Genomic DNA, 23,668 nt, shown 5'->3' with positions numbered 1-23,668 from the left:
GGTTGCGGAGCGCCCCTCACCGGCGCGGATGGATCATCGGCGGCGTTCTTCCAAAAGCTATGCGGCGCTCGACCTGGGCACGAACAATTGCCGCCTTCTCATTGCAGAACCTGCACATTTTGGCTTCCGCGTCGTCGACGCATTCTCGCGCATCGTGCGGCTCGGTGAAGGTCTCGGTCTCGGCAATCGCCTGAGCGACGATGCGATCGGCCGGACCATCGATGCTCTTCGTGTCTGCCGCGAGAAGATGGCCGCGAAGGATGTTGCGCGGGCGCGCCTCGTGGCGACGGAAGCATGCCGATTGGCCGAGAATGGCCCGTCCTTCATCGATAGGGTACGCGATGACCTCGACCTCGAGCTCGAGATCGTCGACCGCAAGACTGAAGCTTATCTCGCAGTCACGGGCTGCGCGTCCCTGGTCGATCCCAAAGCGCACTCGGTCATCGTGTTCGATATCGGCGGCGGCTCGACGGAAATCGCATGGCTCGACGGCCGGGCGCCTCACGCCTTCGCCGATCCCTGCAAGCGCATCCGTGCATGGGATTCGCTGCCTGTCGGTGTGGTGACGCTGGCCGAGCGCTATGGCGGCATCGACGTCACCCCCGAGACCTTCGAGGGCATGGTCGAGGAGGTGTCCGAACTTCTGCTCGATTTCGCCCTCGTGGCGGCCCAGGCGGGGCGGGCCCACAACTTCCATCTGCTCGGCACCTCGGGAACCGTCACGACCGTCGGCGGCATTCACCTGGGCCTTGCGCGCTATGACAGGCGCCGGGTCGACGGGATGTGGATGCGCAATGGCGAGATCTCGACGGTAATGCAGCGGCTGCTGCATTCGGATTTCGCGCAGCGTGCGGAGAACCCCTGCATCGGCAAGGAACGCGCCGATCTGGTTCTCGCGGGCTGCGCCATCTTGGAAGCGATCCGGCGGGCTTTTCCCTCGGAGCGCCTGCGCATCGCGGATCGCGGACTGCGCGAAGGAATTTTGATGAAGATGATGCGAGAGGATTCCGTGTGGCGAGGGGGCCAGCGGTGAGTGCGAAGGCAGGTTCCGGGGTCCGCAATCTCAAGCAGCGCGTGAAAACCGCCAACAAGCGGTCCCTTTCCTCGCAGAAATGGCTTGAGCGTCAGCTCAACGATCCCTACGTGGCTCGCGCCAAACGCGAGGGTTATCGCTCCCGCGCGGCCTTCAAGCTTCTGGAAATCGACGAGAAGTATAAGATCCTCAAGCCCGGACAGAAGATCGTCGATCTCGGCGCCGCGCCCGGCGGCTGGTCGCAGATCGCCGCCAAGGTGGTTGGCCCGAAGGGAAAGGTCGTCGGCATCGACCTTCTGCCCATCGATCCGATGGCAGGCGTCGAGTTCATCCAGCTCGACTTCCTGGATGAGAGCGCTCCCGGCAAGCTGATCGAAATGCTGGGCGGTCCTGCCGACGTGGTCATGTCCGACATGGCGGCCAACACCACCGGCCACAAGAAGACCGACCATCTGCGCATCATCGGTCTTGCCGAGGCTGCGATCTACTTCGCCCGTGAGATCCTCGCGCCCGGCGGCGCTTTCGTCGCCAAGGTGTTCCAGGGCGGCACCGAAAACCAGCTTTTGGCCGATCTCAAGCGCGATTTCGCCGTGGTGCGCCACGTGAAGCCCGCGGCGAGCCGCGCCGACTCGGCGGAACTCTATGTGCTGGCGACCGGTTTTCGGGGACGCGCGGACGAGACTCCCGCAGCTTGACAGACCTGATGCATGGTGCGGAAAAGCGGATCCGGTTCTCCACCCCGAACGATGCGTCAGCCAAGAATGATCATCGGATAGACCCCAAAAGCGCTCCCCACTTTTGGGTCTGATGATTCCGCCCGAAGCCTTCGATTGTAAGGACCACGACCATGGCAGCGCACCAGATCGGCATCATCGGCCTCGGCAAGATCGCGCAGGATCAGCACCTGCCCGTCATCAAGGCCAATCCGGACTTCGAGCTGCTGGCGGTTGCGAGCCAGCGCGGGCTGCAGCCGGATGAAGCAAAGTACAGCTTCCAGGATTACCGGGAGCTCCTGAAGATTCCCGAGGTGGAGGCGGTGTCCATCTGCACGCCGCCCCAGGTCCGCCATCAGATCGCCCGCGATGCGCTTCTGGCGGGCAAGAGCGTGCTGCTGGAAAAGCCGCCCGCCGCCACATTGAGCGAACTTGAAGATCTCAAGGAGCTCGCCGCGAAGATGGGCAAGGTTGTCTTCACGACCTGGCACGCCCAGTACAACAAGGCGGTCGAGGAAGCGAAGAAGGCGCTCGCTGGATGGGTCATCAAGCGGCTTCTGGTGACCTGGAAGGAAGACGTGCGCCACTGGCATCCGGGCCAGCAATGGATCTGGCAGGCCGGCGGTTTCGGCGTGTTCGATCCTGGGATCAACGCGCTCTCGATCGTCACCCGCATTATGCCCGAGCCGGTTTTCATCAAGAGTTCCAGCCTGGAATTCCCGGCCAACCGCGATGCGCCGATCGCCGCCCATCTCACCTTCTCGGCAAGTCACGGCAACGGTGACCTGCAGGCCGTGTTCGACTGGCGCCAGACGGGGCCGCAGACCTGGGACATCGAGGTTGAGACCGAGGCCGGCCTGAATCTCAAGCTCACCCATGGCGGAAGCTGCCTCGAGATCGGCGGAAAGCTCATGGTGCAGGAGGAGCCCGCGGAGTACCAGGGCATCTACCAGCGTTTCGATACCCTGCTGAACGCCCGCCAGTCCGAAGTCGACGTCGCCCCGTTTCGGCTCGTGGGCGACGCCTTCATGATCGGCCAGCGGGTGCAGGTTGAGGCCTTCGAGGATTGACAGCTAATGCCGTCATGGCCGGGCTTGTCCTGGCCATCTCGATATGGAAGAGCGCGGCGCCTCAACCGATCGGGATCACCGGCACAAGGCCGGTGATGACAAGTCGGAGTGCGCGCGCAACCTTGGGACGGCGCTGTCAAGACTCCGTTACGCCAGGTTCTTCTTCAGGAATTCGACCGTCCGCCTCCAGGCGAGATCCGACGCCTCCTTGTCGTAGCGCGCCGCGTTGGTGTCGTTATTGAAGGCGTGGTTGGCGCCTTCGTAGACGTAGATCTCGTAGGTCTTTCCCGCCTGCTTCAGCGCCGCCTCGTAAGCGGGAATGCCCGCGTTGATGCGCTCGTCGAGCCCGCCATAGTGCATCATCATCGCGGCGTTGATCTTCGGCACGTCCTCCGGCTTGGGCTGGCCACCGTAATAGGCGACGCCTGCATTCAGGTTCGGCTCGTTGACTGCGAGGTTGTTCACCGCGCCGCCGCCCCAGCAGAACCCGATGGCACCGACCTTGCCGTTGCTGTCCGGGCGTCCCTTCAGGTAGGCCACCGCCGCCTTGCCATAGGTGATGACGTCCGGCTGCTTCAATTGACCAATCATCTCGCGGCCCTTGTCCTCGTCGGTAGGCGTTCCGCCCATGGGCGAGAGATAATCGACCCCGAGCGCTATAAACCCCTCGGCGGCCATGCGCCTCGTTACATCCTTGATGTGCGGGTTGAGACCCCGATTCTCGTGGATGACGATGACGGTCGGCAGCTTGCCCGCGGCATCTTTCGGCTTGACCAGATAGCCCTTGAGCCCCGGAGTGCCAGGGATATCCACGGTTTCGGCAGTGATCCGCGGATCGTTCTCGGGGACCGTCTGCGCCTGGGCATAATTGTTCTGCAGGATCGGCAGCAGGGCCGTCGCGGCCGCCGTGCTTCCGGCCAATGCAGCGAGCTTGTCGATGAAGCTGCGGCGGCTCATGCCGCCATGGGTGAAGTCGTCGTAGAGGTCGATGATGCGCTGATCCATAGGGGCCTCCTGATCCGAGGCAGGAGAGTAGCGCGCTCTAACGGCCGGACATACCGTCTCCGAGGCCCGTCGAAGGAGCTTTTTCCTTCACAATCTTGTGTCCCGACATCTCGGCGCCGGCTGTCGGCGTAAGTCCTACGAAGACGAAGCCGGCCAGGGCGGACACCGTCGCAACGGCCCAAAAGGCCGGGCCGAAATCAGCGGCCGTGATCGTGGCATCGCCATCGAGGCTTGCGGCGGCCTCCAGCACGAACGCCCCGAAGGCCACGCCGATGCTGAGCGAGACCTGCTGGAGGGCGCTCGACAGGCTCGTGGCGTAGCTCATCTCGCGGTTTGAGATTTCCGCATAGCCGATGGCGTTGAGGCTGGTGAACTGGAGTGAGCGGAAGCAACCGCCGACCAGGAGAATGATCATGATCAGCCAGTGGGGCGTCTCGGGTGTGAAGAACCCGTTGGCGGCGACGAAGCCCGCGCCGATGAACGCATTGACGATCAAGAGCCTGCGGAAGCCCGTCCGCTCGAGGATGCGCTTGGCCATGGTCTTCATGAACAGGGCGCCCACGGCCGCGATGAAGGTGAGCGAGCCCGAGGCCAAAGGACTGAGCCCGAAGCCGACCTGCAGCATCAGCGGCAGCAGGAACGGGATGGCACCGATGCCGATACGGAAGAGGAAGCCGCCGACCACGCTGATGCGGAAGGTCGGAATTTTCAGCAGGCGAAGTTGCAGGACCGGATACGGCGTGCGCCGCGCGTGGAAGACATAGAGGACGAGGCAGATCGCGCCGATCACCACGCAGCCGGTCGAGATCTCCGCCGGGATGAGGTGGCGCCCGCCGGAGGCGAAGCCCAGCATGAGCAGCGCGAAGCCGAAGCCCGAGAGCAGGAAGCCGATGAAATCCAGCGGCGGCGTATCATCCTCTCTGATGTTCGGCACGTAGAGGGTCGCCAACACGATGCCGAGGATGCCGATGGGGATGTTGATGAAGAAGATCCAGCGCCAGTTGAAGTACTCGGTGATGAAGCCGCCGAGCGGCGGTCCGACGATCGGGCCGACGAGCGCCGGGATCGTCAGGGTCGCGAGCGCCTGCACCACCTCGCTGCGCTGGACGCTCCGCAGAAGCACGAGGCGGCCGACCGGCACCATCATGGCCCCGCCGGCGCCCTGGACGAAGCGGGCAATGACGAACCATTCGAGGGAGTTTGAGGCTGCGCAGGCGAGCGAGCCTGCCATGAACACGCCGATGGCAGCGGTGAAGATGGTTCGGGCGCCGTACTTATCCGCCATCCAGCCGGAGATCGGGATGAAGATGGCGAGGCTCACCAGATAGGAGGTCAGCGCCAGCTTGAGGGCGATAGGATCCGTCCCCAGGCTTTCCGCGATCATCGGCAGCGAGGTGGAGATCACCGTCGAATCCGTGTTCTCCATGAACAAGGCTGTGGCGATGATCAGCGGGAGAAGGCGGGATTGGCGCATGACTCGCAGGACTTAGCGCCCTGCAACCCCCTTGCAAAGGGTAGAACGGCGCAAGGCAGGTCTTCTGGAGAAGCGCTTCTCGACGCTTTGCGAAACGACAAGCCCGTGCTACGGACCCGTGCCAACTCGCCAAAGCGTTATTCTGTCATCCGCGCACCCTAATAAGGAGTTGGTCATGGCCTCTGTTTTCGCCGATAAGATCATCGATGGACTGACCTTCGATGATGTGCTCCTCCGGCCCGGCCGCTCTGAAGTCCTGCCCAGCGACGTGGATGTGGCGACCCGGCTGACCCGGACCATACGTCTCAACATGCCGATCATCGCCTCTGCCATGGATACCGTGACGGAGGCCCGCATGGCCATCGCCATGGCCCAGAATGGCGGCCTCGGCGTGATCCACCGCAATCTCGAGCCGGACGCCCAGGCCGAGCAGGTCCGCCTCGTGAAGCGCTACGAGTCGGGCATGGTGATGAACCCCATCACCATCCATCCGGATGAGACCTTGGCCGATGCGCTCGCGATGATGAAGCATCACGGCATTTCCGGCATTCCGGTGGTCGAGCGCGGACCCAGCGGCACTAAGGGCAAGCTCGTCGGTATCCTGACCAACCGTGACGTGCGCTTTGCCAGCAATCCTGGCCAGAAGGTCTCCGAACTGATGACGAAGGACCGCCTGATCACGGTCCGTGAGGGCGTCAGCCAGAACGAGGCGCGCCATCTTCTGCACCAGTTCCGCATCGAAAAGCTCCTGGTCGTCGACGACCATTTCCGGTGCATCGGCCTGATCACGGTGAAGGACATCGAGAAGCAGGTCGCCTATCCGAACGCGGCGAAGGACGAGCAGGGTCGCCTTCTCGTCGCCGCCGCCACGACCACGGGCGAGCAGGGCTTCGAGCGCGCCGAGCGTCTCATCGATGCGGGCTGCGACGTGGTGGTGGTCGACACCGCTCACGGCCATTCCGTGAAGGTTCTGGAGAGCGTCACCCGGGTGAAGAAGCTCTCGAACGCCGTTCAGGTCATTGCAGGCAACGTGGCGACGCGGGAAGGCGCTCAGGCGCTCATCGATGCAGGCGCGGATGCGATCAAGGTCGGCATCGGCCCCGGCTCCATCTGCACCACCCGGATCGTCGCGGGCGTCGGCGTGCCCCAGCTCACGGCCATCATGGAGGCCGTCGAGGCAGCCTCCCAGGCGGATGTCCCGGTCATCGCGGATGGTGGCATCAAGTTCTCGGGCGATCTCGCCAAGGCGCTCGCCGCCGGCGCTTCCTGCGCCATGGTGGGCTCGCTCCTCGCCGGCACGGACGAAACCCCCGGCGAGGTCTTCCTCTATCAGGGCCGCTCCTACAAGTCGTACCGCGGCATGGGCTCGGTCGGCGCCATGGCCCGCGGCTCGGCGGACCGCTACTTCCAGGCGGAGGTGCGCGACACCCTCAAGCTCGTGCCGGAAGGCATCGAAGGGCAGGTGGCTTACAAAGGTCCGGTCTCGGCCGTGCTGCACCAGCTTACCGGAGGCCTTCGCGCTTCGATGGGTTACGTGGGCGGTGCGAACCTCGCCGAGTTCCGTGACAAGGCCCAGTTCATTCGCATCACGAGCGCGGGCCTGCGCGAGAGCCACGTCCATGACGTGACGATCACGCGGGAGAGCCCTAATTACCCGACTCGCAGCTAAGCTTCAGTCGAGTTCCCACCCATGAGCATCACCGCCATTCTCCTCCCGGTCTACGTTCAGGTCGCCCTGACCCTCATCCTGCTGCTTTGGATGGGCAGTTCGCGGCTGAGCAGCCTGCGGGCCGGCGAGGTGAAGGTGAAGGACATCGCCCTGGGCGAGCGCAACTGGCCCGGTCGTATCCTGCAGGTTCAGAACGCGTACCATAACCAGTTCGAGCTCCCGGTCCTGTTCTACGTGCTCGTGGTGCTGGCGCTGATCACCCGCAAGGCCGACATGCTCTTCGTGGTCATGTCCTGGATGTTCGTGACGAGCCGCCTCGTTCATGCGGCGATCCATACAACCTCGAACAAGGTAGCCTTGCGCTTTCAGGCCTTCGTGGTCGGGGTGCTGATACTGGCGGCCATGTGGGTCATCTTCGGTATTCGGGTGCTTGCGGCCGAGACTGGCGTTTAGGAAGTGGCGGGATGGGCGTTGCACCCATCCCGCGCATCGCATTAGTAGCGTCGGCCACTCTCGAGCTGCGTCTTGGCGTCGGTCTGCTTGATCGGAGGCGGCGTGAGATCGGCAGCCGGGGCCGTGGCGCAGGCGGCGATGGCGAGGGTCAGGCCGACGGCAATCAGGCCGCGGGTCAGTCGGGTCAACATGGAGAGTGGCTCCAAAGAGGAATCGTGCGGATTGCACGCAGCCTCACCATCCACTGTCGATGGGGACGGAAAATAGGAAACAATGTGTCGTTTATACGGCCAAGCTTAAGTGTGCTTTTTCGATGACACCAGCCGCTCGCATCTCCGCCGCCGTCGAGATCCTGGCCGATATCGACGCCCGCCGCCGACCGGCGACCGACGCCCTGAAGGATTGGGGCCTGTCGCACCGCTTCGCCGGCTCCAAGGACCGGGCCGCTATCGCGAGCCTCGTCTACGACGCCCTGCGCCGGAAGGCCTCCGCCGCCTGGATCATGGGAGAGGGCACGCCGCGCGCAATCATGCTCGGTATGCTGAAACTTCAGCGTGGGCTAAGCCCCGATGCCATCGGGGCCTTGTGCTCGGGCGAGCGTTTCGCCCCGGAGCCGTTGACGGCCGATGAGCGCGAGCGCCTGGAAAGGGCCGACTTGAGCACCGCCCCGGCCCCTGTCGCCGGCGATTTCCCCAACTGGATCGAGCCGTCGCTCCGGCGGCTCTTCGGCGACGATCTCGTGCCCGAGATGCAGGCCCTCACCACCCGCGCTCCGCTGGACCTGCGGGTGAACAGGCTGAAAGTGTCCTCCCGCGATGAGGCGCACGATGCCCTTCCGCATCTCAACGCCATCGAGACGCCGCTCTCGCCGCTGGGCCTGCGGATCGCCCCGAGCGAGGACGGACGCGGCCCGGCGGTCCAATCCGAGCCCGAATTCCTGAAGGGCTGGATCGAGATCCAGGACGAGGGCTCGCAGCTCGTCGCCCTACTGTCGGGCGCCAAACCCGGCGAGCAGGTGGTCGATCTCTGCGCCGGCGGCGGCGGCAAGACCCTGGCGCTCGCGGCTCAGATGGAGAACCACGGTCAGATCTACGCCACCGACAACGATGCCCGCCGGCTCGCCCCGATCCATGACCGGCTGAACCGGGCAGGGGTGCGCAACGTCCAGGTCCGCACGCCGCGTGCGAGAGCCGATGCGGTGACCGATCTGGATGGAAAGATCGATTGCGTTCTCGTGGATGCGCCCTGCACCGGAATCGGCACCTGGCGGCGCAACCCCGATGCGAAATGGCGTCTGCGGCCCGGAAGTCTGGAGGTTCGGCGCAACGAGCAGGCGACGGTTCTCGACCGGGCTGCTGCTCTCGTGAAGCCCGGTGGCCGCATCGTCTACATCACCTGCTCGATCCTGCCCGAGGAGAACGACGACGCGCTCTCCGCCTTCATGGAGCGCCATGCGGGCTTCTCGCCCATTCCGTTCGACACGGTGTTGGAGCAGGCGGGGCTCGGCTCGCTCAAAGCCTCTGTGCGCCCGACCGCGCATGGCCTGCAGCTGACGCCGCACACGACCGGCACCGACGGCTTTTATGCCGCGATCCTGGTGCGAAACCCATGAAAAGCCTCATATTCCGACTGTTGTCCCGACCCTGAAAGCCGTAAGAACCTGCCATGACCCAGACCCACGACAAGATCCTCATCGTCGATTTCGGCTCCCAGGTGACCCAGCTCATCGCACGGCGCGTGCGTGAGGATGGCGTCTATTCGGAGGTGGTGCCGTTCCAGAAGGCCGCTGAGGCAATCCGGACCATGAAGCCAAAGGGCGTGATCCTGTCGGGCGGCCCTGAATCGGTCACGACCGATGCCTCGCCCCGCGCACCGCAGGAACTCTTCGACACGGATCTTCCGGTCTTCGGCATCTGCTACGGGCAGCAGACCATGGCGGCCCAGCTCGGCGGCGAGGTCGAGGGTGGCCACCATTCCGAGTTCGGCCGCGCCGAGGTCGAGGTGCTCACCGAGAGCCCGCTGTTCCAAGGCGTATGGCAGGTCGGCAAGAAGTATCCCGTCTGGATGAGCCACGGCGACCGGGTCACCAGGTTGCCGGAGGGTTTCGAGGTTCTGGCCGCATCGGAGAACGCGCCCTTCGCGGTCGTGGCCGACGAGAAGCACAAGTTCTACGGCGTGCAGTTCCACCCGGAGGTGGTGCACACGCCGCAAGGCGCCCAGCTCATCCGCAACTTCGTCCGCGACATCGCGGGCTGCACGGGCGATTGGACCATGAAGGCCTTCCGCGAGGAGGCCATCGAGCGCATCCGCGCCCAGGTCGGTACCGGTCGGGTGATCTGCGGCCTGTCCGGTGGCGTCGACTCCGCCGTGGCCGCGGTGCTGATCCACGAGGCCATCGGCGACCAGCTCACCTGTGTCTTCGTCGACCACGGCCTGCTGCGCGCCGCGGAAGCCGAGCAGGTGGTGACGCTCTTCCGCGATCACTACAACATCCCGCTCGTGCACGTGCAGGCGCAGGATCTCTTCATCGGTGCGCTGGAGGGCGTGTCGGACCCGGAGGTCAAGCGCAAGACCATCGGCCGGCTCTTCATCGACGTGTTCGACGAGGAGGCGAAAAAGATCGGCGGCGCCGACTTCCTGGCGCAAGGCACGCTCTATCCCGACGTGATCGAGAGCGTCTCCTTCACCGGCGGCCCGTCCGTCACCATCAAGAGCCACCACAATGTCGGCGGCCTGCCCGAGCGCATGAAGATGAAGCTCGTCGAGCCGCTGCGCGAACTCTTCAAGGACGAGGTGAGGGTGCTCGGCCGCGAGCTCGGCCTGCCCGATGCCTTCGTCGGGCGCCATCCGTTCCCGGGTCCGGGCCTCGCCATCCGCGTTCCCGGCGAGATCACCCGCGAAAAGCTCGACATTCTGCGCAAGGCAGATGCGATCTACCTCGAGGAGATCCGCAACGCGGGCCTCTACGATCAGATCTGGCAGGCCTTCGCCGTGCTGCTGCCGGTCAAGACGGTCGGCGTCATGGGCGATGCGCGTACCTACGATCACGTCTGCGCCCTGCGCGCCGTCACTTCCATCGACGGCATGACGGCGGATTTCTACCCCTTCGACATGGGCTTCCTCGGCCGCGTCGCGACCCGCATCATCAACGAGGTGAAGGGCATCAACCGCGTCACTTACGACATCACCTCGAAGCCGCCCGGCACCATCGAGTGGGAGTGAGGGATGCCGGTTACGCTTTATGGCATCAAGAACTGCGACACGATGAAGAAGGCGCGCGCCTGGCTGGATGCCGAGGGTGTGCCTTACACCTTTCACGATTACAAGGCCGAGGGCATCGACCGTCCTCGCCTCGAAGCCTGGGCCGGCAGTGTCGGCTGGGAGACGCTCCTCAACCGTGCGGGAACGACCTTCCGCAAGTTGCCGGATACCGACAGGGCCGACCTCGACGAGCGGAAAGCGCTCGCGCTCATGCTCGACCAGCCCTCCATGATCAAGCGTCCGGTGCTCGATCTCGGCGGGCGCCTTCTCGTCGGCTTCAAGCCGGAGATTTACGAGGAAGCGGTCCGATAGAGCCCGATCCAGCGGGAGAAATGCGATGGGCTGGGTACGCAGGACAGAGTTTGCAGGGATTGTGCTTCTCGGTGCCACCTGGGTCTGTCCCTCCGTGGCAGCCAGCGCCGGATGTTTTCACTTCGGCTATGAACTCGAGAATCTGGACGCGGATGGAGCGGTCTCCTTCGGCAGGATCAACAATCTCTCGCCGCGTGTGAACTTCGTGAAACGCGACGTTTTTCAGAAGGGCTGCCCCAACGACAGTGTTGCCTGCAAGGACAGGGCCTATCTCGTGCCCGGCGATGAGGTGGTGATCTCGGGCGGCAGCGGAGACTTCGTCTGCGCCAGCTATGTCAGCCCGAAAGGGGTGGTGAGGGACGGCTGGCTGCCTCGGGCCTCAATCTCCCCCGTGCAGGAGCCACCCGTCCGACAGCCGGAGGGCTGGACCGGGCAATGGCGGAGCGGTCCTGAGCAGACGATCGTCATCGAAGCAGGTGCCGGGCACGGCAGGCTGAAGATCAAGGGTGATGCCAGCTGGGGAGCTTCCGATCCGGAGCGTATGAAGCGCGGGGCCGTCAATATCGGGTCGCTCGATGGAGAAGCCGTAGCTGAGAGCGGCAGGCTCTCCTTCGGCATGGGCGAGAACGGAACGCTGCCCTACGATAAGGCCGACGAATACGATTGCAGGGTCCAGATGCGCCGCATGGGCTCCTATCTGCTCGTGAAAGACAACAATATGTGCGGTGGCCACAACGTCACCTTCACCGGGATCTATCGGCGCCGGTGAACGCGCCGTTCTCGATCTCAGCGGGCGTATTCTCGTCGGCTTCAAACCGGAGCTTTATGACGAGGTGGTTCGGTAGGACCAAACGCTTCGATTCATTCGCGATCCTCGTCATGGCCGGACTTGTCCCGGCCATGTCGTTTCTGAAGAGCGCTGCGCGTCACCAATCGGGATCACCGGCACAAGGCCCGTGATGACGAGCGGAGGAAGACGACGGCCTTCACTGGCGACAGCCCATAACTTGCCCGGGATCCAAACAAGAAAGGCGGGCCTCAAAGCCCGCCTTTCTCATTTATCGCGTGAACCGCCCTTACTGAATCTTCGGCGGCTCGTCGAAGTTCAGGCCGGGGAGGCCGCCGGGATCGCCGGGATCGCCGAGGCCCGGAACCAGCAGATCGTCGAGCTTCTTCTGCACAGCCGCCGGATCGACCACGGGACCCGTTCCCTTGTAGTGCGTGACGATGCCCGGGAAGGCGATCACGATACCCACCATCATGAGCTGGATGATCACGAAGGGAACGGCGCCCCAGTAGATCTGGCCGGTGGTGACGGGCTCCATCTTCTTGCCGGTCAAGCGGTCGATATACGGCACCTTGGGGGCCACCGAGCGCAGGAAGAAGAGGGCGAAGCCGAAGGGCGGGTGCATGAACGAGGTCTGCATGTTCACGGCCAGGATCACGCCGAACCAGATCAGGTCGATCCCGAGCTTGTCGGCGGCGGGGCCGAGCAGCGGGATGATGATGAAGGCGAGCTCGAAGTAGTCGAGGAAGAAGGCCAGGAAGAACACCAGCGCGTTCACGACCACGAGGAACCCGACCTGTCCGCCCGGCAGCGAGGTGAGCAGGTGCTCGACCCAGATGTGCCCGTTCACGCCGTAGAAGGTGAGCGAGAACACCCGGGCGCCGATCAGGATGAACAGCACGAAGGCCGAGAGCTTCGCCGTCGCCTCCGTGGCCTGGCGCACGAGGGTCCAGTTGAACCGGGACGGATTGTTGTCGAGCTTGCGCTTGACCGCGGCCAGGATGACAGAGCCCAGCGCGCCCATGGCGCCGCCTTCGGTCGGCGTCGCAAGACCGATGAAGATGGTGCCGAGCACGAGGAAGATCAGCAGGAGCGGGGGCACCATCACGAAGGTGACCTGCTGCGCCATGTTGGACATGAGGCGCAGCCCGGTAAAGCGCTCGACGATGCCGACGAACAGCGCGTAGACCGCGCCGGCGAGGATCATTTCGAAGGTCAGGGCGAGACCTTCATGACCCTGGCCGTGCAGATAGACGTACACGCCCACCAGGGCGGCCACCAGGATGGCGGAAATCACGATCCGCTTGGCGCCGAGCATCTTGTTCATGAGGGCGCAGATCAGCGCCACAACGGTGGCAACACAGATCGTCAGGATGACGAAGTCGGCACCGGCCTTGGTGTCGGTCTGCGAGAGAACGTAGTAGCCGACCAGGCCGGAGAAGACGACCAGGGTGCCGAGCTGCCACACGCCCCGCGCGCCGTCCGGCTCGCGGTAGCCGATAGCCTCCGGAGGAAGGCCGGGAGCCGACTTCGGATAGAGAATCGACATCAGCATGATGTAGGCGGCGTAAAGGCCGGTCAGGATCAGGCCGGGCAGGAACGCGCCCTCGTACATGTCGCCCACCGAGCGGCCGAGCTGGTCTGCCATGACGATGAGAACCAGCGACGGCGGAATGATCTGGGCCAGCGTGCCCGAGGCCGCGATCACGCCGGAGGCCAGGCGGCGGTCGTAGCCGTAGCGCAGCATGATCGGCAGGGAGATCAGGCCCATCGAGATCACCGAGGCCGCCACGACGCCCGTGGTGGCGGCGAGCAAGGCGCCCACGAAGATCACCGCAAAGGCAAGGCCGCCGCGCACGGGGCCGAAGAGCTGGCCGATGGTGTCGAGCAGGTCTTCCGCCATGCCGGACCGTTCCAGCACCAGTCCCATGAAGGTGAAGAACGGAACCGCCAGCAGCACCTCGTTCGACATGGTGCCGAAGATGCGGTCGGGCAGGGCCTGGAGGAGCGGCCAGGAGAGGGTAATGGTGTCAGGTGCGTAGGGAGCAAGCTCCACCGCGATGAAGAAGAACAGCAATCCGTTCGCCGCAAGGGCGAAGGCGACGGGATAGCCGAGGAGAAGGAAGACCACGAGCGCGGCGAACATGATCGGCGCGAGGTTCTGGGCAATCAATGCAGCCATTGATGGAAACTCCGGAAAACTTGAAACGGGCGCCTGACGATCAGCTCACGCCGTCGCCTGGCGGCGTGCCGCCGGCGCCGGGCGTATTGACGGTGCCGATTTCTTGTATGAGGCGCTCCGCTTCCGCTTCGACGCTGTGGCCGCTCGTCTCTTCATCGGCAAGCTTGCCCTGCATGATGGCCACGCGCTTGATCAGCTCGCTCAGCCACTGGAAGAACATCGAGATGAAGCCCAGGAGGATGAGGCCCTTGGCTGGCCAGATCAGAAGGCCGCCGGCATTCGAGGAGACTTCGCCGGACCGGTAGGAGTTGATGAAGTACGGGATGCTCAGCCAGAGCAGCAGGGCCACGAACGGGAACAGGAAGAACAGGTGACCGAACACGTCGATGCCGTCCCGGCCGCGCTTCGAGAGCCTGCTCGAGACGATGTCGATGCGGATGTGCTCGTTCGCCTTCAGCGTCCATGCGGCGCAGAGCATGAACACGGCGCCGAACAGGTACCATTGCAGCTCGAGCCAGGCGTTGGACGAGACGCCGAAGATGCGCCGGATGATGGCATTGATCGCCGAGACCAGGATCGCCACCACGATCGCCCAGGCGGCGACCTTGCCGAGGCGCTCGTTGATCGAGTCGATGACACGGGATAGCCCAAGAAGTGCCGTCACCTGTCTCCCCCTTAAATTTTGTCGGTTGAAAATCTTGGGGCCTAGCTATCGGACTTGGTGCGGCGTCGCTAGTGCCGATTTAGTCTAAAGCAAGGTTTGGGGCGGTCCGTAGCGGAGAAATTTTCATGCTGCAAGAGACCCCGTCGTTAAAAGTTTAGGCAGTACAGGACTTTGACGAGAGTCCGAAACTTGCGCCCTCGTGTTGCTGGGGATTCATTCCAACAGAGCTTCCAGCCGTTGGTCTTGACTGGTTTTCCGGAGTGGAATGGTTATAAGTTCCTACCCTCCGGAGGATGCCCGTGACACTGCTGATACTCGGCCTGGTGATTTTTCTCGGCATGCATGCCTTCAGCATGGCGCGGGGCAGTCGAGCGGCCATGATCGCCAGGATCGGCGAGGGGCCGTACAAGGGCCTATACTCTCTTGTCTCCCTTCTCGGCATTGTCCTGATCGCCATCGGCTACGGCCAGTATCGCGCAAGCGGCTACATCCCGGTCTGGGATCCGCCGGTCTGGACCCGCCACCTGGCGCTTCTTCTGGTCTGGCTCGCCTTCATCTGCCTCGCTGCGGCCTATCTCCCCGGTCGCATCAAGGCGCGGCTCAAGCACCCTATGCTCGCCGGCGTGAAGATCTGGGCCCTGGCGCATCTGCTTGCTAACGGCGATCTCGGCTCGATCCTGCTCTTCGGCTCGGTCCTGGTCTGGGCAGTGCTCGCCCGCATCAGCGTCAAGCGCCAGGACGTGGCGGCTCAGCATGGGGGCACCGCGGCACCTGCCGGCTGGCGGAACGATGTGCTGGCAGTGGTCATCGGGACGGCGGTCTACGTCGCGTTCGTGATTTGGCTGCATCCCTGGCTGATCGGGGTTCCGGTCCTGCCTATGCGGGCATGAAGCCTCTCGCCTTGTGCGGGCGTGTGTGTTAGGCGACCTCCTTCGATTGCAGGAGGCGGCCGCGCAGGCCGCATGAGTGAGACGATGGCCCCGAAGGATGAGTTCATTCGCGAAGTCGATGAGGAGTACCGCCGCGACCAGATGGCTCAGATCTGGAAGCGCTACAACGGTATCATCATTGCCGTCGTGGTTTTGATCGTGGCGGGCGTCGGCGGCTGGCGCTTCTGGCAGCATACCCAGGAGACCCGCGCGCAGGAGGCTGCCGTGCGCTACGAGGAGGCCCTGCGCCTGTCCTCCGAGGACAAGGGACAGGAAGCGCAGACTGCCTTCGAGACTGTGGTCAAGGAGGACGGCGCCACCGGCTATGCCATGCTCGCCCGCTTCCGCCTTGCGGCCGAACTCGGCCAGCAGAACGCGGAAAACGGCGCTTCGGCCTATGATGCTCTCACCAGCGACGCCTCCGTTCCGCCGCTCTGGAAGGATCTGGCCCGTCTGCGCGCCGCCTGGTTGCGCATCGACACGGGCGAACCCGCAGGGTTGCGTCAGGCCGTGGAGCCGCTGGCGGCGCCGTCAGGTGCCTGGCGCCATTCGGCCCGGGAACTCTTGGGACTGTCCGGCCTTAAGGCCGGTGATATGGATTATGCCGGTCGTTGGTTCGACCAGATCGCCGCCGATCGCGAGACGCCTTCCTCCTTAAGGCAGCGCCTTGCCATCTATACCGCTCTCGTGGCGGGCGGTCCGGTGCAGGCGACCCAGTAGGATAGGAAAAGACATGACGGCGACCGTCGCCATTGTCGGGCGGCCGAATGTCGGCAAATCGACTCTCTTCAATCGACTCGTCGGCAAGAAGCTGGCGCTCGTGGATGACCGGCCGGGGGTGACCCGCGACCGGCGCGAGGGCGAGGCACGCCTCGGCGATCTCGAATTCCGCATCATCGACACGGCGGGCCTCGAGGAGGCGACCGAAGAGTCGCTTCTCGGCCGCATGCGCGCCCAGACCGAAGCCGCCATCGGCGATGCGGACGTGATCCTCTTCGTGATCGATGCCCGGGTCGGCATTCTGCCGGCCGACCGGCCCTTCGCCGAGATGGTCCGGCGCTCCGGCAAGCCCGTCATCCTCATCGCCAACAAGGCGGAAGGCGGCGCCGGCATGGCCGGTGCCTATGATGCATTCTCTCTTGGCCTGGGCGATCCGGTGCCGCTCTCCGCCGAGCATGGCGAGGGCCTGGCCGACCTCTTCGAGGCCCTGATGCCCTACTTCCCCGATCCGAACGACGGGGAGGAGGAAGAGGACGATCCGAACAAGCCGCTGCAGGTCGCCATCGTCGGGCGCCCGAATGCGGGCAAGTCCACCCTCATCAACCGCATGGTCGGCGAGGATCGCCTGCTCACGGGGCCGGAGGCCGGCATCACCCGTGATTCCATCTCGCTCGATTGGGACTGGCGCGGACGCGCGATCAAGCTCTTCGACACGGCGGGCCTGCGCAAGCGCGCCCGCGTCGAGGACAAGCTCGAAAAGCTTTCCGTCGCCGATGCCCTGCGCGCCGTACGCTTCGCCGAGGTGGTGGTGGTTCTGCTCGATGCCACGATCCCGTTCGAGAAGCAGGATCTCTCCATCGTCGACCTGGTGGAGCAGGAGGGCCGCGCCCTCGTGATCGGACTCAACAAGTGGGACCTCGTGGCCGACCAGCAGGGGCTCCTGAAGGACTTGAAGGAGAAAGCCACCCGTCTGCTGCCGCAGGTTCGCGGCGCGCCGGTGGTGCCGCTCTCGGGATTGGCCGGCAGCGGCATCGATCCGCTGATGAAGGCCGTGCTCCAGGTCTATGAGAAGTGGAACACGCGCATTTCTACCGCGCGGCTCAACCAGTGGCTCGGTGAGGCGCTGGAAGCGAACCCGCCGCCCGCGGTCTCGGGCCGCCGCATCAAGATTCGCTACATGACCCAGGTGAAGTCACGCCCGCCGCATTTCGCCGTGTTCGGCAATCAACTCGATGCCTTGCCGAAGAGCTATACCCGTTACCTGGTCAACGGCCTGCGCGAGGCCTTCGATCTCCCCGGCACCCCGATCCGCGTGTCCCTGCGCATGGGGCAGAACCCGTTCGACAAGGAACGGAAGTAGGGCGTCTTCAGTCGCCGCGTCATCCCCGGCGGCCCGCAAGGGTCGGGAAGGGAATCCATAACGCGATACAGATCGATGAATTCCCTTCCCCTTCGCTCCGCGGGGGAATGACGCTTCCCCCGCCGGAGCGGGACGCAAGGCAGATTCAGTCGGCGGCCGCTCTCCGGAGCGCCTGCGGCAGAACGACGACGTTGTGTGAAATCAGCGGCACGAATTCCTGGATCGGAGCAGGACGGCCGAACAGGTAGCCCTGCGCCTCGGTGCAGCCCTCGAGCCCGAGAAAGCGCAGCTCTTCGGAGGTCTCGACGCCTTCCGCGATCACAGGAAGGCCCAAGCCCCGCCCGAGCCCGAGCACGGCGCGCACGATGGCGGCGGCCTGCGGGTTCGTGTGAACCGACTGGATGAAGGAGCGATCGATCTTGATCTTGTCGAACGGGAAGGCGCGCAGGTTCGAGAGCGAGGAATAGCCCGTCCCGAAATCGTCCATGGCGATGTTGACGCCGAGCGCCTTCAGCCTCTGTAGGGTCTGGAGCGCGCGGTTGGGATCGCGGATCAGCGCCGTCTCGGTGATCTCGATCTCCAGCCGCTCCGGCGGAAGCTTGGTCCCGTCCAAGGTGCTCTGGACGAATTCGACGAAGCCGTCGCTCGTCAATTGCAGTGCCGAGACGTTCACCGCGATGGTCAGCGGGCGCATCCAGGTGGCGGCCTCGCGGCAGGCCTGCCGCATCACCCATTCACCGATCTTCAGGATCAGTCCGCTTTCCTCCGCAATCGGAATGAAGACGGAAGGCGGGACGTTGCCGCGCGTCGGATGGGTCCAGCGGAGCAGAACTTCGAAACCGTTGACCTCGCCCGTGTCGACCTGCGCCTGCGGCTGATACGCGAGGCTCAGTTCGTTGTTGGCGACGGCGCTGCGCAGATCGTGCTCGATGCTGCGGCGTTCCCGGATCTGCGCTCCCATGGCCGCCTCGAAGAAGCGGTAGGTGCCCTTGCCCTCGGTCTTGGCGCGGTACAGGGCAGCATCGGCGCTGGAGAGAAGCTCCGTGCGGTCCTTGCCGTCGGACGGGTAGAGCGCGATTCCGATGCTGACCGATACGAGCCCGGCCGGAACGCCGTCCTGATCCCACTTGAGGCTTCTCAGCAGCGTGTCGGCAAGGTGTCCCACCTGGGCGGGATCGGTCACATGAGGAGCGATGATGGCAAACTCGTCGCCGCCGAGGCGTGCGAGCATCTGCCCGTCGACGAGGACCGACGAGAGATGCTTGGCAATGTCCTGAAGGACCCGGTCGCCGGTCGCATGGCCGTAGATGTCGTTGACCTCCTTGAAGCCGTCGAGATCCAGGCAGAGCAGCGCCATCTGGCGCTTGGCTCGGCGATTCAGGCGGATTTCGCGATCCAGGCGATGATCGAAGCTCGTGCGGTTGTCGAGGCCGGTAAGAGGATCGTGATGCGCCAGATAGCGGATCTTTGCCTCCGCATTCCTGCGGTCGCGCAGATCCCGGAACGCAACCACGTTGTGAAGAGCGCCGTTGTAGTTGATCTGCCGGGCGATCAGTTCCACGGGGAGTAGCGTGCCGTCGCCGTTTCGCAGCTCGGTTTCGACGGCCTGACCGAGGGACGCGAACAGTTTGTCGCGCTTCGAGCCATCCGTAATCCATGCGGCGAGCGACTGACCCACGATCTGCTCGGACGTGAGCCCGGTCAACTGCGCGAAGCTCTGATTGACCGTCACGATCGTATTGCCGTCGCAGAGAACGAGGCCCTCGACCGCCGCATCGGTGAGATCGCGCATGCGCTCCATCTCGAGCGACGCGCGACGGCGCTCGCGGATGTCGAGGCTCAGGGCGACGACAGCGAGCAGGAGAATGGCGAGGCTGACGAACGCCACGCCGATGGCGAGCCATTCGGTACGAATGGACGAAGCGGAGAGCACGATGCTCGGATCCGGCGTGATGGCAACCGCGCCCATGGCGGTGAAATGGTGGCTGCAGATCGCGAGCGTGAGCAGCAGCGCTCCCATGAGCTTGGCGTGAAGGGAGGATGTCCGCAGCGCGACGAACAGGGAAGCCGCACCGATCAGGGCGCCGAGCAGAATCGAGGCGGCCACCAATGCGCGGTCCCACGCGACGGTGCCCGCGACCTCGAAGGCGGCCATGCCGGTATAATGCATGACGGCGATGCCGCCTCCCACCAGGGCGCCGCCGAGCCAGGGCGCGGCCGCGTGTTTGGCCAGGAGCGCGGCGCCGAAGCCGATGCCGGTGAGCGCGACGGCGGCGACCAGCGAGACGACCGTCAGGATGACGTTGTAGGCGGTCGGAAGGGACGGGGAGAACGCCAGCATGGCGATGAAATGCGTGGCCCAGATTCCGAACCCGGTCGAGGCCGCGGCGATGCCGAGCCAGGCTATGCGGCTGCGGTCGGAGCGGCGCACATGATGCATGAGGTTGACCGCCGTCAGCGACGCCAGCGCACAGACCAGAGCTGCCAAAGCCACGAGACTGAGATCGTGCTCGGAAACGATACAATCATAGACTGTCAGCATAACGAACCTTTGCAGGCGGACCGCTGCAGCGATGTCGCGCACGCGGGAAGCCTGTTTGAAACGGAGATTCTGGAAAGTAGCATCCGGTCTTTCGCCGGAATGGCGGGGCGGCATCATGCCTTTGGACCGGCTCGCCGACGTGAGCCCCAATCCGCCATGGTTTTCGGGAAGCTATCCCGATTGGTAAGATGAGGTATCGCCTCGCCAAGTCAACAAAGGCCGGGCGCATGGAGGCGCTTATCGGGCAGCAGGGTTAACGCCGGACGTGCAGGCCTTTGCCGGGTTGCAGCCGCAGGTCGGGACCGGGATCCATCGGGCGGCGCGTGTGAGTGGAATCGGTCCCCATCGCTGCGCGTCCATCCTGGAACGACCTATCCTTAGCCACACACTTTTTCGTCCCGCACCTGCCTTCGTCACACCCTCTGCCGTCATGGCCGGGCTCATCCCGGCCATCCCGATGCTGTGAGGCGCCGGGCTTCAATCAACCGTGATCACCGGCACAGGGTCGATGATGACGTCGGAGGGCCGCGGGCGCTTCGCCGATGCGGGTTCGAGGGGTCGCAGGAGCATCGGGGATCCGGATCAGGGAGCGCGCCAGCCTCGAGACCTTGCTCGGAGGGCGCTGGCGGAGGCGGCCGAAGGATTCGGGCGACGAAGCCGTTCGCGTGCGCGCGCAGCCTTGAACCGAAAAAGCCCCTCCGATCCGGAGGGGCTGGTCTCGACTTTCGACAATGGCCTCAGATCACCGAGAGGTCCTTGTGGGTCAACAAGGCCCTGTTGGCCAGAACGGCAAACTTGATCTGCGCCGCAGCGCCCGTGCCGTCGGGATCAAAGTAGAGCGTGCCGGTACCCTTGTCGTAGATGATGCGGTCCGATGCATCGTGAGCCTTCTTGCCGACATGGAACGCATCCGCCTTCAATGTGCGGGCCGCTTTGAGCTTGCTGAAATCCTGGCGGGACAGGCTGATCATGTCCTCATTCGGGTCAAAATCCATGATGCGGTCGACATTGGTCTTCGCGTTCAGCTTGGCATCGAAGAAGAAGGTGTCGGCCCCGGCGCCGCCATAGAGCCGGTCGTTCCCGGCTGCGCCGGCAAGAACGTCACCGCCGCCGTAGCCGTAAATGGTGTCGTTGCCGCCCATGCCATAGATGCCGTCGAGGTTGTCGGTCCCCTTCAGCACGTCTGCCCTGGGGGTGCCGATCGGGGGAAGAGCGATGGCCGCCTTCTGGCCCCAAAGCGCGTCCACGCCGGCACTCGCGAAGGTCCAGGCGGATTGCGTAGTCTTCTTGCTGCTCATTTTGTGGTCCTCAGTTTGATTCTGCCCTTCGTCCGAAGGAGTGCCGGATAAGAGCAAATAACGGTAAATGCAATGATATGACATTTGGAAGCATCGCCTGTGGCGAATTGCCTTATCCGGACACGGCGTACGCGCGGAAAGGCGATTGCCGCTGAAACCCTTGCGCAGCTTGGGTTTCGTTGGAATAATTTCGCCCTATAACCTCATCCAAGGGATGGATGTGGCCGGATGGGAAAAGGTCCAGCCCAGGAGGGAAGGCCGATGGGTGAGGTGCTGTCGCATCGCAGGCTGTCGGAATTGGTCGGATCGATTTACGACTGCGCCCTCGATCCCGGCCGCTGGGAACCGACCCTGTCGGAGGTCGCGGACACATTCGGCTGCTCCGTCGTGTCCCTCACCCTGAACGATATTCAAGAAAACCGCTTCCTGATCAACAAGGCCGTCGGATGGGAGCCAAGCCTCCTGCGGCTCAAATCGGAACGGCACGTCGGGGAGATCAATGCCCGGCTGACGGAATGGCTGACGCTGCAATCGTCCATCGACGAGATGTTCGTGACCTCGGTCCACCTCAGCCCCGACTACGTCCAGACGTCGCCTTATGTGGAGGAATGCCTGAAGCCCCAGGGCATTGTCGACATCATGCACATGTTCCTCATGCACACGCACCGGCAGTTCGCGGAGATCGGCCTCGGGAGGCACGCCCGGGAGGGCGTCATCACATCGCGCGAGGTCGAACTCGGCCGCCTGCTGCTGCCTCATCTGCGCAAGGCGGTGACGATCAGCGATATCCTGGACGTGCGCTCCATCGAGCGTGCGCACATGGCCGAAGCGCTGGATGCCCTCCGGTGCGGGGTCGTGCTGACCGACGAGCGCGGCGGCATCCTGCACGCGAACCGCTCGGCCGAGCACATGATGAGCAACGGCGGCCCTATCCGGAGCATCCGGCGCGTCCTGGCGGCGAGCGCGTCGTCGGCGAGCCGTGAGCTCCGCAAGGCGATCATGCTGGCCGCCCGCAACGAGACGCAGCTCGGCGAGACGAGCACGGCGATCCGCCTGACGGACATCGACCAGCCTCCGGCCTACGCCCACGTGCTTCCGATGGCAACGGGAGACCTGCGTACGCGGCTGCAGCCCAACGCGGTCGCGGCCGTCTTCGTCGGTGCGCCCGACGAGCAGACCGGGATCGGCCTGCTCGCCAGGGCCTTCAATCTCACCGCCGCCGAGGTCCGGATCCTGGAAAGTCTCATGGCCGGTCATACCCTGGCCGAAACCGCGCAGCATTTCAGCATTGCCCGGTCGACCGCGAAGACTCATCTCGACCATATCTTCGCCAAGACCGGGGTGTCCCGCCAGACGGAGCTGGTCCGGTTGACGATGCAGATGACCCAGCCCGTCCATGCCGGAGCCCTCAACCTGGGGCCGCCCCGGCAACAGCAGGGAGATCTCGGCCACCCGATCTAGACACTGAGACCCCATGCGTTCGCGGCCATCAGCACGCCAAGCCCCCCGAGGATTAGGCCCGAGGCTTTGTTGATGAGGTTCAGGACCGTCACGTTCAGCCGCGAGCGCAGGGCGGCCACGCTGCCGCTCACGATCAGCCACCACGTGACCGATGCGGCGAACACGCCCGCGATCATCGTGGAGGCGGCTGTCGGAGCCGGGGAAGCGACCGCCGGCAGGACGGCCGCCAGCAGGGCCGGCGTCAAGGGATTGAGCAACGCGCAGGCAACGGCGCTGCAATAGGACGAGACGGCTCCCCGTTCCTGCGCGACCGCCGCTGTCAGCGATACGGTCCGCCTGAGAACGCGGGCGCTGAACCAGAGGAGGAGACAGGCGGAGGCGGCCGAGATGAAGGCTTGGCTGTTGCCGAGAACCGGGGTGACGATGGGCCCGACGCCGAGTACCGCGCAGGTCGTGTAGATGACCAGGACGGTCGCCGCCCCGAGGCCGGTGGCGAAGCCCGCAATGGCGCCATAGATCAGCGCGCGCTGAATGCAGAGAACACTCATGGGACCGATGGGCACGGTGATCACGAACCCAACCGTTGCCCCGGATAGGAATGCCGACATGCCGGTCATGACCATGCCTCGCTGAGACGTGTCGCGGCGAGCGTTCGTCCCGGTGCGTGCGGGTCGGAACACCGCCTTTTGCAGGAGACTCGACGCTATCTCGAGGGTCAGCGCGGCGCGTCCACCG

Annotated in this window: 21 protein-coding genes; 13 read left to right on the top strand and 8 right to left on the bottom strand. The window is 64.4% G+C overall.

Going from position 1 to position 23,668, the window contains the following annotated elements:
• Positions 1 to 28 precede the first annotated feature (28 nt).
• The 3 genes from KHP60_RS02595 (at position 29) to KHP60_RS02585 (ending at position 2,816) form a co-directional block, all read left to right on the top strand.
• Entirely contained in the window at positions 29 to 1,033 is a 1,005-nt protein-coding gene (locus KHP60_RS02595; protein WP_213562166.1) for a Ppx/GppA phosphatase family protein, read from the top strand.
• Positions 1,030 to 1,728, top strand: a complete 699-nt coding sequence (locus KHP60_RS02590; protein WP_213562010.1) for an RlmE family RNA methyltransferase — start codon at positions 1,030 to 1,032, stop codon at positions 1,726 to 1,728. Before KHP60_RS02595 ends, KHP60_RS02590 begins: the two co-directional genes overlap by 4 nt.
• Before the next feature lie 152 nt (positions 1,729 to 1,880).
• Complete coding sequence (locus KHP60_RS02585; RefSeq protein WP_213562009.1) at positions 1,881 to 2,816, top strand: Gfo/Idh/MocA family protein; 936 nt, start codon at positions 1,881 to 1,883, stop codon at positions 2,814 to 2,816.
• 147 nt (positions 2,817 to 2,963) lie between these two features.
• Here KHP60_RS02585 and KHP60_RS02580 read toward each other — a convergent pair whose 3' ends face one another.
• Both KHP60_RS02580 and KHP60_RS02575 read right to left on the bottom strand, forming a co-directional pair.
• Complete coding sequence (locus KHP60_RS02580) at positions 2,964 to 3,821, bottom strand: dienelactone hydrolase family protein (RefSeq protein ID WP_213562008.1); 858 nt, start codon at positions 3,819 to 3,821, stop codon at positions 2,964 to 2,966.
• A gap of 37 nt (positions 3,822 to 3,858) precedes the next feature.
• Complete coding sequence (locus tag KHP60_RS02575) at positions 3,859 to 5,295, bottom strand: DHA2 family efflux MFS transporter permease subunit (RefSeq protein ID WP_213562007.1); 1,437 nt, start codon at positions 5,293 to 5,295, stop codon at positions 3,859 to 3,861.
• Positions 5,296 to 5,470: 175 nt separating this feature from the next.
• On the opposite strand from KHP60_RS02575, the gene guaB reads away from it, so the two are divergent.
• Together guaB and KHP60_RS02565 are read left to right on the top strand one after the other, a co-directional pair.
• Complete coding sequence (guaB, locus tag KHP60_RS02570) at positions 5,471 to 6,964, top strand: IMP dehydrogenase (RefSeq protein ID WP_213562006.1); 1,494 nt, start codon at positions 5,471 to 5,473, stop codon at positions 6,962 to 6,964.
• A gap of 21 nt (positions 6,965 to 6,985) precedes the next feature.
• The gene (locus KHP60_RS02565; protein WP_213562005.1) at positions 6,986 to 7,417 is read left to right on the top strand and encodes an MAPEG family protein; all 432 of its coding nucleotides are present in this window, start codon (positions 6,986 to 6,988) and stop codon (positions 7,415 to 7,417) included.
• A 41-nt stretch (positions 7,418 to 7,458) separates the two neighbouring features.
• On the opposite strand, the gene KHP60_RS02560 is transcribed toward KHP60_RS02565, so the two are convergent.
• The gene (locus KHP60_RS02560) at positions 7,459 to 7,608 is read right to left on the bottom strand and encodes a hypothetical protein (RefSeq protein ID WP_213562004.1); all 150 of its coding nucleotides are present in this window, start codon (positions 7,606 to 7,608) and stop codon (positions 7,459 to 7,461) included.
• 122 nt (positions 7,609 to 7,730) lie between these two features.
• Here KHP60_RS02560 and KHP60_RS02555 point away from each other — a divergent pair, with 122 nt between their 5' ends.
• From KHP60_RS02555 to KHP60_RS02540, 4 genes are read left to right on the top strand one after another with little or no spacing between them, the layout of a single operon-like run.
• Positions 7,731 to 9,029 (top strand): RsmB/NOP family class I SAM-dependent RNA methyltransferase, encoded by a 1,299-nt coding sequence (locus KHP60_RS02555; RefSeq protein WP_213562003.1) that lies wholly within the window; start codon positions 7,731 to 7,733, stop codon positions 9,027 to 9,029.
• A gap of 53 nt (positions 9,030 to 9,082) precedes the next feature.
• Positions 9,083 to 10,639, top strand: a complete 1,557-nt coding sequence (gene guaA, locus KHP60_RS02550) for a glutamine-hydrolyzing GMP synthase (RefSeq protein ID WP_213562002.1) — start codon at positions 9,083 to 9,085, stop codon at positions 10,637 to 10,639.
• 3 nt (positions 10,640 to 10,642) lie between these two features.
• A complete protein-coding gene (locus KHP60_RS02545) occupies positions 10,643 to 10,990 on the top strand; it encodes an ArsC family reductase (RefSeq protein WP_213562001.1) in 348 nt (115 codons plus the stop codon).
• Between the two features lie 25 nt (positions 10,991 to 11,015).
• Positions 11,016 to 11,759: a hypothetical protein gene (locus KHP60_RS02540; protein WP_213562000.1), complete on the top strand. Its 744-nt coding sequence runs from the start codon at positions 11,016 to 11,018 to the stop codon at positions 11,757 to 11,759.
• Positions 11,760 to 12,066: 307 nt separating this feature from the next.
• Here KHP60_RS02540 and KHP60_RS02535 read toward each other — a convergent pair whose 3' ends face one another.
• Together KHP60_RS02535 and KHP60_RS02530 are read right to left on the bottom strand one after the other, a co-directional pair.
• Positions 12,067 to 13,959, bottom strand: a complete 1,893-nt coding sequence (locus KHP60_RS02535; protein ID WP_213561999.1) for a TRAP transporter large permease subunit — start codon at positions 13,957 to 13,959, stop codon at positions 12,067 to 12,069.
• A gap of 40 nt (positions 13,960 to 13,999) precedes the next feature.
• A complete protein-coding gene (locus KHP60_RS02530; RefSeq protein ID WP_213561998.1) occupies positions 14,000 to 14,623 on the bottom strand; it encodes a TRAP transporter small permease subunit in 624 nt (207 codons plus the stop codon).
• A 299-nt stretch (positions 14,624 to 14,922) separates the two neighbouring features.
• Between KHP60_RS02530 and KHP60_RS02525 the strand changes: the two genes are divergently transcribed.
• The 3 genes from KHP60_RS02525 to der all read left to right on the top strand — a co-directional run bounded on the left by KHP60_RS02525 (position 14,923) and on the right by der (position 17,632).
• Positions 14,923 to 15,513, top strand: coding sequence for an NnrU family protein (locus KHP60_RS02525; RefSeq protein WP_213561997.1), 591 nt, complete (start codon positions 14,923 to 14,925; stop codon positions 15,511 to 15,513).
• Positions 15,514 to 15,597: 84 nt separating this feature from the next.
• Entirely contained in the window at positions 15,598 to 16,272 is a 675-nt protein-coding gene (locus tag KHP60_RS02520) for a tetratricopeptide repeat protein (protein ID WP_213561996.1), read from the top strand.
• A 13-nt stretch (positions 16,273 to 16,285) separates the two neighbouring features.
• Complete coding sequence (gene der / locus KHP60_RS02515; RefSeq protein WP_213561995.1) at positions 16,286 to 17,632, top strand: ribosome biogenesis GTPase Der; 1,347 nt, start codon at positions 16,286 to 16,288, stop codon at positions 17,630 to 17,632.
• A gap of 145 nt (positions 17,633 to 17,777) precedes the next feature.
• On the opposite strand, the gene KHP60_RS02510 is transcribed toward der, so the two are convergent.
• On the bottom strand, positions 17,778 to 20,174 hold the full coding sequence (locus KHP60_RS02510; protein WP_213561994.1) for an EAL domain-containing protein: 2,397 nt from the start codon (positions 20,172 to 20,174) through the stop codon (positions 17,778 to 17,780).
• Positions 20,175 to 20,911: 737 nt separating this feature from the next.
• On the bottom strand, positions 20,912 to 21,472 hold the full coding sequence (locus KHP60_RS02505; protein ID WP_213561993.1) for a M10 family metallopeptidase C-terminal domain-containing protein: 561 nt from the start codon (positions 21,470 to 21,472) through the stop codon (positions 20,912 to 20,914).
• A gap of 261 nt (positions 21,473 to 21,733) precedes the next feature.
• On the opposite strand from KHP60_RS02505, the gene KHP60_RS02500 reads away from it, so the two are divergent.
• On the top strand, positions 21,734 to 22,933 hold the full coding sequence (locus KHP60_RS02500) for a helix-turn-helix transcriptional regulator (protein ID WP_213561992.1): 1,200 nt from the start codon (positions 21,734 to 21,736) through the stop codon (positions 22,931 to 22,933).
• On the opposite strand, the gene KHP60_RS02495 is transcribed toward KHP60_RS02500, so the two are convergent.
• Positions 22,930 to 23,550, bottom strand: a complete 621-nt coding sequence (locus KHP60_RS02495) for a LysE family translocator (RefSeq protein ID WP_213561991.1) — start codon at positions 23,548 to 23,550, stop codon at positions 22,930 to 22,932. The genes KHP60_RS02500 and KHP60_RS02495 overlap by 4 nt on opposite strands.
• Positions 23,551 to 23,668 lie beyond the last annotated feature (118 nt).

Origin of the sequence: Microvirga sp. 3-52, from assembly GCF_018383585.1 — a bacterium.
Classification (GTDB): Bacteria; Pseudomonadota; Alphaproteobacteria; order Rhizobiales; family Beijerinckiaceae; genus Microvirga.
Note: the sequence above shows the minus strand (reverse complement) of the source record. Positions and strands in the feature narration are given on the sequence as shown.